Raw genomic sequence first — 13,399 nt, 5'->3', positions numbered from 1 at the left:
TCTGTTTGAGTAGTTCATGAATATTGATTTTTCTATTTTATCGGCCACTTTGCTGTTTCTCTTCGTTATTGATCCGTTTGGTAATATTCCCATTTTGTTGTCCGCGATGAAGGGCGTGCCACAGAAACGCCAATCTAAAATTGTGTTAAGAGATGGTTTAATTGGTCTACTGATATTAGTCAGTTTCTTGTTTTTTGGTGCCGAGTTTCTGGCGTTACTTCATTTAGAAACTGAGTCTATTTCGATCGCTGGTGGCGTGGTGCTGTTTGTGATTGCATTGAAAATGATCTTTCCCAGTGTGATTCAGGCGGATAAACATCAGCCTATTGAACCTTTTATCGTGCCCATTTCAATTCCTATGTTGGCCGGGCCTTCGACGTTAGCAACCTTGTTGGTGATGGTAAAAAGTTACCCAGGGGATGAAATTGGCTTGCTGATTTCTGTTTTTGCGGCTTGGGGGATTTCTGTGGTGATTTTAGCGCTTGCCCCGTTACTGAATCGCATCTTAAAAGAAAAAGGCTTGGCGGCATTAGAGCGTCTGATGGGCATGCTATTGCTGATGATGGCCGTACAAATGTTAGTAAATGGTGTAAGAAGTTTGTTTACCCACACCATGGCGTCTTTGTAGTTCGTTTATGAGGGGGCCAAGCGCGCTAGCACTACTCTGGCAGGGGGAGTGCTTGTTTGGAGACCAGCGTACCGTTTAAATCACAATAGATATAATCACCTTCTGCTATTTGAATGCCAGCAAAAGACACAGTTTGACCGAGTTCCCCGAGGCCTTTTTTCTCTGTTGGTAAAGGGTGAGCACACAGAGCGTGAATACCTATGTCTAGTTTTGATTGAGCGTTCACGTCTCGAATTGCACCGTGAATAACAAACCCTTCCCAACCATTTTTTGCTGCTTTCTCTGCTAGCATATCCCCTAACAGTGCTCGTCTTTTGCTGCCACCACCATCGACGACCATGACTTTACCTTGGCCATTTTCATTGACCAATTCTCTTACTCGACTGTTGTCTTCAAAACACGATACGGTGACAACTTGTCCATAAAAGCAGGCACGTTTCCCGTAGGACTGAAAAACAGGCTCGGCAATTTGAATCTGTTCAGAGTATAAGTCGCACAAGTCAGGTAATAAGTCTTTCATCACGTCGTCTCTTTAGTCATGAAGGGAAATTCATAGCCAACTCTAAAATAGGAAGCATTTAGCGGCCAGTTTTAAATCATCATGTTGAATATTGATCAACTTGATATTCCTATTTATTCTTCGGTTATCAAATCACTAGGGTCAATCAAACCATGTTCCGCTGCGATTTGCAGTAGTTGAATAATTAGCTCATCCGGTGCTAATAAATGCAAAGGCGTATGACGACCTTGTTCTTCAAATGCTTCACTTAAATTAATTCCTTGTTCTTCAAACCAGTGGTGAATGCTTTGAACCTCAAAGCTTGGGTCCAAGCCTTTAATATCGTAAGTTGCATCAACTAATGTGGTGATCAATTCTGGGTCTAGGGCATAGATAACATCGGTATCAAATTCATTTGTCCATTCCGCTAAAATATCACTGCCTTCAAAACCAAATTCGTAAAGCTGTTGTTCATCTAAATCGTGTGGATTTTGTTCGATGCTATGTTGCTCTAGCCACTCATCATCAGGAATAACGAGGACTTCTTTTACCTGTGCTTCGAGGGTTGACCAAGTAAAAAGGAGTGGGAAGGCCGGGTCGTCAGAAGAGTTGGCGACAGCGGTGATGAATATAGGTAAACTTGCCATAATTTAGAACCAATGTTGCTTGTTAAGGAAGAAACATGACCAGCCGAATCAAGATCAGCAGTGCATTTGATGGTGGAAATATTTCCGTTGTTAATGCGTTAGAGCCGGACAATATTAGAGTAAAGATCCCCCATGATACAAACTCTAAATTTTTGCAGTGGTTTTATTTTCGTCTTCAAGGCGGCATGGGTGAAGAATGTGTGATCTATTTCGAAAACGCTAGTGAAGCGGCTTACCCTGACGGTTGGGTAGATTATCAAGCCGTGGCGTCTTATGACCGCGAAGAATGGTTTCGTGTACCAACCGAGTACCTGGACGGTAAATTAGTGATTCGTCATCAACCAGAGCAGGACAGTATCTATTACGCTTATTTTGCCCCTTATAGTTACGAGCGCCATTTAGACATGATCGCATGGGCAGCAAGTCATGAGGATTGTATAACGGATCATTTAGGCGAAACCGCTGAAGGTCGTGATATTACTTTGCTTGAGGTCAGTAAAACGCAAGGTCTGGCGAAGAATATTTGGATCATAGCACGACAGCACCCAGGCGAAACCATGGCTGAGTGGTTCGTAGAAGGCTTACTGGAACGACTCTTTGATGAATCTCACCCTGTGGCTCGTAGTTTATTGCAAAACTGTCGCTTCTATGTGGTGCCTCATATGAATCCAGACGGTGCAGTGCACGGTAATTTGCGCGTTAATTCAAAGGGTGTGAATTTGAATCGTGAATGGAAAAATCCGACCCAGGAGTTTAGCCCCGAAGTTTTAGCCGTACAGAAGAAAATGGCAGAAACAGGAGTCGATCTTTTCCTCGACATTCATGGAGATGAAGCCTTACCTGTTAACTTTGTCGATGGTTGCCAAGGTGTACCGTCTTTTGATGAGCGTATGCAGGGCATGGAAACTTTATTTAAAGATGTGTTTAAAGTGGTGAGTCCTGACTTTCAGACTGACATAGGTTACACACCGGATCAGTTTGGGGAGGCGAATTTAACTGTGGCCACCAAATGGGTCGGGGAAACCTACCGCTGTTTGTCTTTTACATTAGAAATGCCATTTAAAGATAATCAGAATCTGCCCGATGACACGGTAGGCTGGTCGCCTGAACGTGCGAAAATATTAGGCGCAGACGTTCTTTATCCAATATATCAAGTGATTCAAAGTACTTATATGAAGGCGTAAGCCAGTTTTGTTTAATTTTTTGTTAGGAAGAACAGTATGCCTAAGGCAAGTGAGATTAAAAAAAATGCCGCCATTGAATTCGATGGCAAAACTTACATCGTAAAAGACATTGAGCGTTCTGTTCCTCAAGGCAGAGCGGGCGGTAGTTTATATCGGATGCGTATGTACGATGTGGTATCAGGCCGAAAACTGGATGAAACTTTTAAAGATTCAGATATGATTAATATGGCAGATTTAATTCGTCGTCCGGCGATGTTTTCTTATCTGGATGGTGAAGAATATGTCTTCATGGACAATGAAGACTATACACCCTATAACTTAAACAAAGCGGCTATCGAAGATGAAACATTATTCTTGAATGAAGAAACGAACGGTATTCAAGTTGTTTTGGTCAATGATGAACCAGTGGCTTTAGATATGCCAACCAATGTTGAGTTAGAGGTAATCGAGACGGACCCGTCTATAAAAGGCGCGTCTGCAACATCACGTACCAAACCGGCGGTATTATCAACGGGTGCCGTGGTTCAAGTACCAGAACATATTTCAACGGGCGATCGTATCAGAGTGAATGTTGAAGAGCGTAAATTTGCTGGTCGTGCAGAAAAATAACGGGGATCTGACCCTTTTCAAGGGCATTGTGATTAACGCTGAATAGACTGCATAAAGGGGTAAAGCGACTGTTGATATAAGTGAATGTTGAATAACGGGCCATTATGGCCCGTTATTCGTGTCCGTCTTGTTGAAGGGCCAAACAAGTTGTTATTTATCGGATTTGCTATCCGCAGGTTTGTCCGTTGTTTTCTCTTGATGGTTATTTGCTTCTACCAAGCCTGCTTCTCTTTGTACCGCAGCTAACACTCCACGTAAAATGCCAAGTTCTTGCTTTTCAGGGCGTGAGCGATTGAAGAAACGGTGTAATTTATCCAACACTTTTCCAGGGTGGTTACGGATAATGAAATTGATACCGTAAAGCGTCTCTTCAAGGTGGTCATAAAAAAGATCCATATCCTTTTTATGTGGGTACTCAGGTGTTTCTTTCGCTACAAAATCTTTGTTTTGATTGGCCATCCAAATTTCATAAGCGACAATTTGTACGGCTTGGGAAATATTCAATACTGGGTATTCATCATTTGCATCAATGTAAACTTGGCGATGACACTGAGCAATTTCTTCGTTTAACAATCCGGTGGTTTCACGACCAAAGACTATAGCGACTTGATGACTCGTCGCTTCAGGAATCACACTCTCAGCGCATTCACGAGCATTCATTATGGGTAACTGGAAGGTCCTGTGCCGAGCACTGGTACCAATCACCAAGCTGCAGTCAGCAATGGCTTCTTCAAAGGTAGGGACGATAGTGGCATTCTCGAGTAAGTCCACTGCACCTGCGGCGCGACTGGTGGCTTCTTCAGAAGGGTAGTCATTCGGATCGACCAAATAAAGATTGGTTAATCCCATGTTTTTCATTGCACGGGCAATCGCCCCTACATTACCTGGGTGAAAAGTATTGATTAAAACGATACGAATGTTGCTTAGCATGGATATGAATTACTCGATAAATTGGCTTTACAAGGAGTTTATAAGTTACTCAGGGTAAGGGTTTGTTCTGTGCTGGCAAAGTCCACTTTATCAAGGATGATGCGTTGCTTATCATTGAAGAGAAATTGCTGGCAGGCATGATGATACAGGGATCCTGTTTCTAGCACCAATCGATATTGGCCCCTAGGGATGAAGTTGGCGGCAAAAGCTTGTTTTTTATTCAGATAGATTGAAAAAGGCGGTTTACCATCGAACGACTGAAAGGTTAATAAACTTTGAGTTGGTAGCTGATTTAAAATACGTAAGCGGCTATTGCCTTGGGCGGATCCGATGAGCTCGCCGTGATCGGGGGCAATGCCAGGATAACCGAAACAGCCTGTTTTTCTTGCATTACTGATACTGCCAAAGCCGCTAGATTGTGCAGGTAACCAGCCATTTTTACTTTGATAGCGAATGCTTAACCAATTGCCTTGCTGCTTAAATACCTGAATGTCCACTTGTGCTGGTAAGTTTTCTAATACCTTACTCGTGCGGTCTGGTTCAGCATAAAGTGAGCTTGCTTGTAAGGTGTGATTCGTCCCAATTCGAAATTGAGGGTATAAACCAGCCACAAATCCTGGGCTGGGTTCATCCTGTTGTGATGCTGACGTTTGATCTTGCCAGTATAGGGTGGCGTAAATACCCGCAGCAAAACAGGCAATGTAAGTGGCTGCCCGAAAAGCTGCTTTGGCCGCATCCAGTTTCACCGCCTGTACCCTTGGACTTTCCACTGTAGGTTGTTCTACATCATCGTCAATAAAACTTTGATAAGGTGGAATGTCGTAATTTTGTTGTTGGTTACTAGACCCTTTATAACCTTCCGAAGTGAAGTTTTCTGATGCTTTGAAAGCTTCTTCGTAAAGTGCCTTAATGCGCTTTTCATTAAGTGTATTTCGAGCCGCTTTGATGGCTTCATTGCGAGCTTTTTCCTGATGCGCGTTATTGCGCTTCATTTCTTCATAAGCTCGTTGTCGTTCGCGAATAAACGCTTCTTGTTCTTTATCGCTTGCGTTATCGGAATGGTGATGACGGAAGCCAGTTGCTTGGAATGGATCAGATTGGGTAAAAGAAAAAGGTTTCCAGTCAGCGGTTTGAGCTCCCTGACGAATGGCGTTTTGGACATTTTCATAAGCCGCTTGTAAGCGCTGGAAATGTTCAGTGGTATCCGTATCTGGGTTTTTATCTGGATGATACTTCCTAGCTAGACGTCTAAAAGCACTCTTGGCTTCTTGCTCACTTGCATTCGTCGGGATTTCCAGCAGCTGATAGTCGTCTATTAGGCTCATGATGTTCTATATAATGTGTCTTCAACTAGCGATGAGGTTCATTATGCCTGAATTCGAGAGAGGTACAAACTATTCAAAAATGCTGTTCTCCAGTAGCCTTAAATAGTCATTAGGTGTCATGGGTTTGTATAGGTAATAGCCCTGCCCAATTTCACAATTCCAGTCTTTGAGAGTCTGTAATGTTTGCTGGTCTTCAATGCCTTCAGCCACACTAGTGATGTTTAATTGTTGGCATAGACGAATCATATTTTGACAAAGATATTGATTGGATTTTTGATTAAACAGTCCCATGACAAAAAACTGATCGATTTTAAGTTCATTAGTTTTTAGTGCCACTAAATTCAACATAGAGCTATAACCGATACCAAAATCATCGATGGATAGTTTAAAGCCTGCTTCATACAGTTCTTCAACATTATTGTTTACGATGTCGTTATTATGAAACATGCTGGTTTCCGTAATCTCGATGGTAAATTGCTCTGGGGTTAACTGATGCATCTTGATGCCAGCGTTGACCTTTTGTGCAAAATTCGCTTGCAGTAAATCCAAGGCGGAAATATTTAAAGACAAACTGCATGTCTTGAGAATCGCTTGATGCTGACTTGCCCAAGCAAACACTTTTTCAAATAACATTTCAGTTAATGGATAAATTAAACCTGCTTGTTCCGCTAATGGAACAAATTCGGCAGGTGAAATCGCTCCTAATTGTTCGTTGTGCCAGCGTAATAACACTTCACCACCAATTATTTTATTGGTTCGTAAACAGACTTGAGGTTGGATGTGGTAATGAAGCTTACCGTTTTGAATGTCTTCTCGTAGTAGGGTAATAATGGTAAGTTGTTGCGCATGATCACTTTTTAGCTCATCGGTGAAGGGAGCCCAATTGCCAGAAGAAAAGGTAACCGAATTATGGGCAATAAGGGCATTTTGATAGAGTTTATCTAGGTTGTTTGCTTGACTTGGGAAAAGGGCACTGCCCATTTTATACTGATGACGAAATTGTATTTTGTTGAGTAACGTTGGGTGTTCCAACACTTGTTGAACTTGCCTAATTTGCGTTTCTAATGTGTTTGGCGTGGTGCTGATAAAAGCCAAATTCTTAGCGGTCATTCTAATCAGTTTTGTATGGGTTTTATTGGGTAAATGAAACGCCTGCAGTCCTTCAATGGTTTGCAGGTGAAGATGAATGTCTTGCATTAATTCACACATTACTGCATCGGCTTTAGCGGGGCCGAAAGCTTGACTTAGTGCATGATGGTTGATGATGTCTATGATCACTAGAGCCATCGGCTCTTGGTTTTTTATGCGAGATTGAAGCTGGTTTGGTAACTCATCAAAATAAAATGATCGATTAGGTAAGCCGGTTGATTGATCTGTTAACAGCTGTAGCTGGCGGCTACGCTCACTTTGCTTAGCTTTATCTGCCAAAGCAAAGGAAAAGCCTAGTAGTTGAATAATGCTAAAAGCTGGGAAAATGGCTTCAGTGAAATCGTTAATTGGTATCAATTTCCAGAACAATAATGTGTTGATGAGACTGCCTAAGATCAGAAAGAACCATGAAAACAGATAAAACCTAACAGCAATAAAGCCACGTAAGAAAGCTTCGACGCCCCAATAAGTACAGCTAATAAATAGAAATACTTCTATTCCGGCGAATAACATTGCGACGGTTTTTACTTGGAAAAAAGCGATGCTCAGCAGAAAGAGAATGAACACCCAATCACCATAACGTGCAATAAAGCTGTTAGGTGAAGGTACGTTTACTTCTCGGAGAAAATGCAGACTAAAACGGAACAGTAACCAAGCACCAATACCAAAAATGAGAAAAATATTAGCTAGCAACCATTGACTGATGGTTTCATTAAACAGCCAACGGCTAAATCCTGTAATAATGGAAAGAGCAATGAATACAAGAGCATTTAAGCCTAGATAATAAATAAACCCAGCTTGTCTCAACATAGTGAAGAGTAAGGCATTGTGAGCCAATAAAATAACAAGGCAACTGATGATGGCAGTCCAGAAAATGAGCTTTTGTTGGCGATTAAATTCCGCTTCGCTACTGTTAAGAATACGCATAGGGGTTAGTAAAGGACTGTTACCTGCTTTGCGAATAAGTAAATGGGTCTCATTGAATGGTGATAAGGTGATTGGGATAAGAATGCCATCATAGACTGCGCTAAGTTTGTTCCAGTCCTGTAAAGCGCCTCGACTTAAATGCTCTACTAATTGAGCATCATGGAAAACATAAAAATCCAACTCTTCAATAACGTAATAATCCAACTCCAAATACAATGTCTGTTTTGAAAAAGGGTAGGCCTTGGGAAACGTAATCTTGTGCCAATAGGCGTGATTTGAGAAGTCCTGTGAGTCTTCGTACAAATCTGTGCTGTAATCTTGGTATAGCGCTTCTTTTGGTGTTAAGGGTTTTATTTCAGTGAACGTTGGAAAGGCGTTAGTGCCATTTTGTATGTCATAAGACCAAGAAGCCGGTGAGATGAACAAGGCTAAAAATAGGTAAAATAATTTTATACAAGAGTTCATTCTCCAAATGTCCCATTTCAATTTGAAACTTCTCCCAGTTTTGGCTTGCAATCCGTTCGGCTTTCTTAAAATATAGGTGAAATTTTCAATTATGTTGATTTGTTTAGGATATATATGAGTGACTCGTTAACGCATTTAGATCAACTTGGACATGCTCACATGGTGGATGTTTCTGATAAATCCTCATCAAAACGTACGGCGACAGCTCGTGGTGTGTTGACGATGAAGCCAGATACCCTAACTAAAATATTGGCGGGTGGTTTGGCGAAAGGCGATGTGTTGGCGACAGCGAGAATCGCGGGGATACAAGCCGCAAAGAAAACCTCAGACTTAATCCCTCTTTGTCATCCCTTGATGCTCACTAAGATCAGCGTTGATATTACACAATTAAATGAACGCCAATTAGAAGTTCTTTGTACTTGTGCATTGTCAGGTAAAACAGGGGTGGAGATGGAAGCCTTAACCGGTGTCAGTGTGGCTGCGTTAACCTTGTATGATATGTGTAAAGCGGTAGACAAAGGCATTGTTATTGAGAATGTGCAGTTGCTACAGAAAACAGGTGGCAAGAGTGGTGATTGGAGCGCAACAAATGAGTCGGATTAACGTGGTCTTTTTTGCTTCATTAAGAGAAAAACTGGCCATGGCGGAGTATCAACTTGAGGTTGAGTTGCCGTTAAGTGTTGCTGATTTGAAGCAAGTTTTAGCCAAAGAAATAGACACAGGTCATCATTTATTGGAGAAAACGGTGCATTCATCAGTGGATTTCGAATTCACTCGAGATCATGACATGATACCGAGTTCAGCCCATGAAATCGCTTTTTTTCCAGCGGTCACCGGAGGCTAGATGATTCAGGTGCAAGAGCAAGACTTCCACGTACAAGAGCTATATCAGAACTTACTGGAAGCGAACGTGACGGGGGCGGTGGCGATGTTTGTCGGTTTGGTTAGGCATTTTTCGGATTTGCCAGTCGAAGACTGTGGTTTTGAGCTAGAACATTATCCTGGCATGACAGAGCACAACTTAAAAAGTATTGTGCATGAAGCGAAAGAGAAGTGGCCTTTACTCGATGTCACCGTAGTACATAGGGTTGGCCGATTGTCCATTAATGATCAAATTGTATTTGTTGGGGTGAGTGCAGTGCACCGAGCAGAAGCGTTTGCTGCCTGTGACTTCATTATGGATTATTTAAAGAGTCGGGCTGCTTTTTGGAAGAAAGAAACCCAAGGCGATAATAGCCAGTGGGTTTCGGCCGCTGAAAAAGATGAGTTAAGTCTAAAACGTTGGTCTTAACGTTTTTACTCATGCGTGTATTAATGTGGTCGTAGACTTTTTTTACGGCCACTGGCATGACGCTCACGATATTCAGTATCAATGTACTTATCTGTGGTGGCCATACTCGCATGGCCTGCATCTTCTCTTACGTGTTCTTTGGGTCTAATTTTCACATCTTCAGAGATGCCGGTATGGCGAAGCCAGTGAACCGTAGCGACGCGTAAATCTTCGGCGTCTGTTTGCATGCCGTCTTCACACATGCGTAAGTAAGCTTGATCAAAACACGATTGAACAATGTTACGGACTTGTCGTGTACTGGTCATTGCGCCTTGGCCGCGATTTTTTGGAATCAAAGGCGTGTCTTCTGCAACCGTTGGTAAGCTAGGTAAGTCACGGAACTGACGATAACGTATTAAGGCATTCAGCATTTCATCCGAAACCGCCACGAGCCGTTCTTTATTTCCTTTAGATAATACTTTAAACCACCAGTGACCATCTGAGTCTTTAGTAAAATCCCCCATTACAGGGGCAGATCGTTCATCAGCAACTAACTCTGAAATTCGTAAATACATACCCAATAGAGCATTCATTATGAACAGGGTTCTTTCATGGGTTGCTGGGTCTTCATCTGCGAGTAATTCAGCGGTTTCAATGACATAGTCCCATTGTAAATTCGAAATGCGTCGGACTTGTTTACGAGTGACTTCTTTTTTAACAAATTTACTTTTTTGTCGAATCAGGGCCACAGGGTTCTGCTGCACAGCGTCTTCTTGCATAAGAAACCCGAAATACGAGGATAAAATAGAAAAGGTGGCTCGAATGGCGGCTTGAGACAACGCATGGGTCTTGGTTTTTGGAATGTCGCCGTTCTTGAAAGCTAATTTACTCACATGGGCAACGAAAGGTCGCCACGATTTGTTTGGTGTCCTTTGTCCCATATGCAATTTAAAGCGTGCGACATTTTTAGTGCCTATCCAGCTTTCTGGCGGTTCAATGCAAAAATGGATGAACGCTTCGATCTGCTCTCGACGCAATTCATTGGTTGGAGTCTTGGCAATATTCCATGACCAAAGTAGAAGGCGCTCTACTTCTCTTCGATAAGAATTAAAAGTGGCTTGTGAACCGTTGTAGCTATAAATGAAACATAAGGCCAATTGTAAATCTCGACGGTATTCCGCTTTGTTTAAGTATGGAGCATTTGGTATAAGCGATGTTGCAATGGCTTCAAACTGTGTAAAAGGGTTGGGGAGGTGTTCTAAATTATCAATCAGTGCTAACGGTGCCATGTGTTGTCTTCTGCTTCAGTCTTTTTATGTTAATCGGAATGGAAATGACCAATTCACAGACTTTAGCCTGTGGATCTTGCTCAGCTACACGAACCCTTCCTAGGCTTCTATTCTCGGGTAAGTTGATCTTGTTCACAAGTATTATAAAAAAGTTCAATAAAATATGATTTTGTTTTTTTATTCCTTATTTTCTGATTTAAAGAGTGTATTTATGTGAATTTGCTTCAATCTTGCGTTGTTTAATTCGTATTTGGAAAAAGCGTGGAAGCGAGGGTGAAAAGCTTTTTTATTAGTCGAAAAAGACTACTATATATCTACCGAAGCGAAACAGCTTTATGAATACTAATTTAAATTAAATCCTTTTAGGAGATATATATGAAAACTTTAACTAAAGCCGCTCTAACTGTTTTAACTGCTACCGCAATGACATCTGCATTTGCTTCTTCTGATGATAATTACTCAGATCGAATTCAAAGTACGAAAGCAGGTATCGAAGCATTATCAAACACATTGGAAAATATGGGTGCTACCGTTGATGCCAGTGTCGATTTAAACGGTGCTTATACTCCTAGCCAAAAAGAAGCTGTTTATGCTGAAAAATACTCAAACTTACAAGATCAATTTGATGCGCTTCATGCTCAATCAGCTGAATAATATTTAACGCTAACTTTAATCATTATTTTATAAATGAATTTTAAAAGGACATTATTATGAAAAATCTAAACAAAACAATTCTAGCTCTAGTAACAGCCTCTGTTTTTTCAACAGCAGCAATGGCATCATCTGACGACAGTGTTAGCGATCGTCTAATGAGTGCTCGTGGTAGTGTTGAAGCGCTTGCTACAACGCTTGAAAACATGGGTGCAAATGTTGATGCAAGTGTCGATTTAAATGGTGCTTATACTCCAGCTCAAAAAACAGCTGTTTATGTACAGAAGCATGATGAATTGCAAGCTCAATTTGATGCGCTTCACGCTGAATAATCATGGTGATGATAAAAAAGCCGGATGAAATTTTTCATCTGGCTTTTTTTGTTTTGAGTGTTTTTGTTTTTAATCTTTTTCTGTCTCTAAATCTTCATCTTTTTCAGCTTTAATAATTCTTTCAAACTCTTTTTCTGTATTTTTTAATTTCTCGATGTTAACTATGTCTGAAGAGTTAATGGCTCTCTTTAATAATACGGATGCTGTTTTTCCCTTTCCTCTATTAAAGTCAAGAAGTGACCGGTAATAAAGAGCCATACCCTTATTATTTAAGTTCTTATAATATTGGATGTACGCTCTCCAAACCATTCTTTTCTGATAAAGGTAGTTTGCTTTAACAATGTTCGGTTTTTGATTGGCTAATTGTGCATTGAGTGAGGAAAAATAAATATTATCTGGTGCTAAGTTGAGTTCTTTATTTAAGGTTTTTATTGCTTGATTATTTTGTTTCAAGGAAGCATAGCTTAAAGCAAGCAAATAATGAGTATAACGATTGTGTGACTGTATTTGTTCTAAATAATGAATTGCACGCTGTGGGGATTGTACTAAATATGCAAATAAGGCTTTTGCAAAACGGCTTGGATCATTGCTGTGGATGTGTTGAGACAGGTATTGATAAGGCTGGTCTTCCAGACCTGCTCTGTAGGCGAGTAAGCTGGCTCTGAAAAACTCAAAATCCTGGCCATCACGCTGATTTAAAATACTCTTTTTTGTATCTGTACTAAAGGAGTCAGACATTCGGGTATCTGGTGACGGATGGGTGGATAAAAACTCCATCTTGGGACGACCTAAGGCTTTTTTGAAAAAGGCTTGGAATAGCTGAGTCATACCATCAGGGTTAATGCCTGCTTTAACAAGATATTCTCGACCACGTCGATCGGCTTCTTGCTCTTGATTACGGCTATAGGTAAGCGTGTTTTCTGCTTGATTGGCAATGCCACCCAACCATAAAGCCGTTGTGGCATCGGAACCTGCTCCTGCGAGCGCCGCCGCAATACCCGCGCCAAGCATTACCAAGGTTTTTTGCAATTCTTCGCCTGAATTTTGACGTTGTCTTTCATAATGTTGTAAGTCTAAATGAGCTAATTCATGTGCAAGCAAACCGAGTAGCATGTCTTCATTGGTAATCACTTCCATAATGTCAGAATACAGAAACATGTGATTGCCAGGAATGACAAAAGCATTGCTTTGGGAGCTGTTTAAAAAGGTCATTTCGACAGTTTTGTTATACAAATCTGTTTGTGGTAGTAAGATGGATAGGGTGTCTTTAAAATAATCATAGGCAGGGGGGAAGTCAATTAGTGCACGGCTTCCATTGAGCTTTCGAAACCAATACTGGCCTAAGACATAGGACGGGTTTGATAGTGCTCTTTCATCTTTGTTGGCTTCTAGGTCCGGAATGCTAGCATAGCTAAAATGGCTGATAGAAAGCGAAAAAACCATGATTATGCGGGTTAATTTGGTTGTAACGACGGAAAATAGTCTCATAATAAG

Annotated in this window: 15 protein-coding genes; 8 read left to right on the top strand and 7 right to left on the bottom strand. The window is 41.2% G+C overall.

The window, feature by feature from the left end; all coding sequences use genetic code 11:
* Nucleotides 1-16 precede the first annotated feature (16 nt).
* Complete coding sequence (locus ACHUFM_RS03065; RefSeq protein ID WP_394179451.1) at nt 17-628, top strand: MarC family protein; 612 nt, start codon at nt 17-19, stop codon at nt 626-628.
* A 31-nt stretch (nt 629-659) separates the two neighbouring features.
* Here the strand turns inward: ACHUFM_RS03065 and ACHUFM_RS03060 are convergent, their stop codons facing one another.
* Both ACHUFM_RS03060 and ACHUFM_RS03055 read right to left on the bottom strand, forming a co-directional pair.
* Complete coding sequence (locus ACHUFM_RS03060; RefSeq protein WP_394179449.1) at nt 660-1,148, bottom strand: putative 4-hydroxy-4-methyl-2-oxoglutarate aldolase; 489 nt, start codon at nt 1,146-1,148, stop codon at nt 660-662.
* 113 nt (nt 1,149-1,261) lie between these two features.
* On the bottom strand, nt 1,262-1,774 hold the full coding sequence (locus ACHUFM_RS03055; protein WP_394179447.1) for a hypothetical protein: 513 nt from the start codon (nt 1,772-1,774) through the stop codon (nt 1,262-1,264).
* A 35-nt stretch (nt 1,775-1,809) separates the two neighbouring features.
* Here ACHUFM_RS03055 and ACHUFM_RS03050 point away from each other — a divergent pair, with 35 nt between their 5' ends.
* Nucleotides 1,810-2,958, top strand: coding sequence for a M14 family metallopeptidase (locus tag ACHUFM_RS03050; protein ID WP_394179445.1), 1,149 nt, complete (start codon nt 1,810-1,812; stop codon nt 2,956-2,958).
* Between the two features lie 36 nt (nt 2,959-2,994).
* On the top strand, nt 2,995-3,567 hold the full coding sequence (gene efpL / locus ACHUFM_RS03045; protein WP_394179443.1) for an elongation factor P-like protein EfpL: 573 nt from the start codon (nt 2,995-2,997) through the stop codon (nt 3,565-3,567).
* Between the two features lie 150 nt (nt 3,568-3,717).
* Here the strand turns inward: efpL and trmJ are convergent, their stop codons facing one another.
* The 3 genes from trmJ to ACHUFM_RS03030 form a co-directional block, all read right to left on the bottom strand.
* On the bottom strand, nt 3,718-4,497 hold the full coding sequence (gene trmJ / locus ACHUFM_RS03040) for a tRNA (cytosine(32)/uridine(32)-2'-O)-methyltransferase TrmJ (RefSeq protein WP_394179441.1): 780 nt from the start codon (nt 4,495-4,497) through the stop codon (nt 3,718-3,720).
* A 38-nt stretch (nt 4,498-4,535) separates the two neighbouring features.
* Nucleotides 4,536-5,822, bottom strand: coding sequence for a DnaJ domain-containing protein (locus ACHUFM_RS03035; protein ID WP_394179439.1), 1,287 nt, complete (start codon nt 5,820-5,822; stop codon nt 4,536-4,538).
* Nucleotides 5,823-5,891: 69 nt separating this feature from the next.
* Nucleotides 5,892-8,363 carry an EAL domain-containing protein gene (locus ACHUFM_RS03030; RefSeq protein WP_394179437.1) on the bottom strand — a complete coding sequence of 824 codons (2,472 nt, stop codon included), beginning with the start codon at nt 8,361-8,363 and terminating at the stop codon, nt 5,892-5,894.
* Between the two features lie 114 nt (nt 8,364-8,477).
* On the opposite strand from ACHUFM_RS03030, the gene moaC reads away from it, so the two are divergent.
* From moaC to ACHUFM_RS03015, 3 genes are read left to right on the top strand one after another with little or no spacing between them, the layout of a single operon-like run.
* Nucleotides 8,478-8,966 (top strand): cyclic pyranopterin monophosphate synthase MoaC, encoded by a 489-nt coding sequence (gene moaC, locus ACHUFM_RS03025; protein WP_394179434.1) that lies wholly within the window; start codon nt 8,478-8,480, stop codon nt 8,964-8,966.
* Nucleotides 8,953-9,207, top strand: coding sequence for a MoaD/ThiS family protein (locus tag ACHUFM_RS03020; RefSeq protein ID WP_394179432.1), 255 nt, complete (start codon nt 8,953-8,955; stop codon nt 9,205-9,207). Before moaC ends, ACHUFM_RS03020 begins: the two co-directional genes overlap by 14 nt.
* On the top strand, nt 9,208-9,654 hold the full coding sequence (locus tag ACHUFM_RS03015) for a molybdenum cofactor biosynthesis protein MoaE (RefSeq protein WP_394179430.1): 447 nt from the start codon (nt 9,208-9,210) through the stop codon (nt 9,652-9,654).
* A 20-nt stretch (nt 9,655-9,674) separates the two neighbouring features.
* Here the strand turns inward: ACHUFM_RS03015 and ACHUFM_RS03010 are convergent, their stop codons facing one another.
* Entirely contained in the window at nt 9,675-10,922 is a 1,248-nt protein-coding gene (locus ACHUFM_RS03010; RefSeq protein ID WP_394179428.1) for a tyrosine-type recombinase/integrase, read from the bottom strand.
* A 375-nt stretch (nt 10,923-11,297) separates the two neighbouring features.
* Here ACHUFM_RS03010 and ACHUFM_RS03005 point away from each other — a divergent pair, with 375 nt between their 5' ends.
* Both ACHUFM_RS03005 and ACHUFM_RS03000 read left to right on the top strand, forming a co-directional pair.
* Nucleotides 11,298-11,576 carry a hypothetical protein gene (locus tag ACHUFM_RS03005; RefSeq protein WP_394179426.1) on the top strand — a complete coding sequence of 93 codons (279 nt, stop codon included), beginning with the start codon at nt 11,298-11,300 and terminating at the stop codon, nt 11,574-11,576.
* A 56-nt stretch (nt 11,577-11,632) separates the two neighbouring features.
* Nucleotides 11,633-11,905, top strand: coding sequence for a hypothetical protein (locus tag ACHUFM_RS03000; protein WP_394179424.1), 273 nt, complete (start codon nt 11,633-11,635; stop codon nt 11,903-11,905).
* Nucleotides 11,906-11,974: 69 nt separating this feature from the next.
* Here ACHUFM_RS03000 and ACHUFM_RS02995 read toward each other — a convergent pair whose 3' ends face one another.
* On the bottom strand, nt 11,975-13,393 hold the full coding sequence (locus ACHUFM_RS02995) for a M48 family metalloprotease (RefSeq protein ID WP_394179422.1): 1,419 nt from the start codon (nt 13,391-13,393) through the stop codon (nt 11,975-11,977).
* Between the last annotated feature and the right edge of the window lie 6 nt (nt 13,394-13,399).

The organism is Marinomonas posidonica (genome assembly GCF_043643765.1).
Lineage (GTDB): Bacteria > Pseudomonadota > Gammaproteobacteria > Pseudomonadales > Marinomonadaceae > Marinomonas > Marinomonas posidonica_A.
The sequence above is the reverse complement of the archived record's forward strand: the minus strand, read 5'-3'. Positions and strand labels throughout refer to the sequence as shown.

What these genes read in the sequence shown, in the direction of transcription:
- ACHUFM_RS03065 (WP_394179451.1), top strand. Translation starts at nt 17, where the DNA reads ATGAATATTGATTTTTCTATTTTATCGGCCACTTTGCTGTTTCTCTTC.
- ACHUFM_RS03060 (WP_394179449.1), bottom strand. Translation starts at nt 1,148, where the DNA reads ATGAAAGACTTATTACCTGACTTGTGCGACTTATACTCTGAACAGATT.
- ACHUFM_RS03055 (WP_394179447.1), bottom strand. Translation starts at nt 1,774, where the DNA reads ATGGCAAGTTTACCTATATTCATCACCGCTGTCGCCAACTCTTCTGAC.
- ACHUFM_RS03050 (WP_394179445.1), top strand. Translation starts at nt 1,810, where the DNA reads ATGACCAGCCGAATCAAGATCAGCAGTGCATTTGATGGTGGAAATATT.
- efpL (WP_394179443.1), top strand. Translation starts at nt 2,995, where the DNA reads ATGCCTAAGGCAAGTGAGATTAAAAAAAATGCCGCCATTGAATTCGAT.
- trmJ (WP_394179441.1), bottom strand. Translation starts at nt 4,497, where the DNA reads ATGCTAAGCAACATTCGTATCGTTTTAATCAATACTTTTCACCCAGGT.
- ACHUFM_RS03035 (WP_394179439.1), bottom strand. Translation starts at nt 5,822, where the DNA reads ATGAGCCTAATAGACGACTATCAGCTGCTGGAAATCCCGACGAATGCA.
- ACHUFM_RS03030 (WP_394179437.1), bottom strand. Translation starts at nt 8,363, where the DNA reads ATGAACTCTTGTATAAAATTATTTTACCTATTTTTAGCCTTGTTCATC.
- moaC (WP_394179434.1), top strand. Translation starts at nt 8,478, where the DNA reads ATGAGTGACTCGTTAACGCATTTAGATCAACTTGGACATGCTCACATG.
- ACHUFM_RS03020 (WP_394179432.1), top strand. Translation starts at nt 8,953, where the DNA reads ATGAGTCGGATTAACGTGGTCTTTTTTGCTTCATTAAGAGAAAAACTG.
- ACHUFM_RS03015 (WP_394179430.1), top strand. Translation starts at nt 9,208, where the DNA reads ATGATTCAGGTGCAAGAGCAAGACTTCCACGTACAAGAGCTATATCAG.
- ACHUFM_RS03010 (WP_394179428.1), bottom strand. Translation starts at nt 10,922, where the DNA reads ATGGCACCGTTAGCACTGATTGATAATTTAGAACACCTCCCCAACCCT.
- ACHUFM_RS03005 (WP_394179426.1), top strand. Translation starts at nt 11,298, where the DNA reads ATGAAAACTTTAACTAAAGCCGCTCTAACTGTTTTAACTGCTACCGCA.
- ACHUFM_RS03000 (WP_394179424.1), top strand. Translation starts at nt 11,633, where the DNA reads ATGAAAAATCTAAACAAAACAATTCTAGCTCTAGTAACAGCCTCTGTT.
- ACHUFM_RS02995 (WP_394179422.1), bottom strand. Translation starts at nt 13,393, where the DNA reads ATGAGACTATTTTCCGTCGTTACAACCAAATTAACCCGCATAATCATG.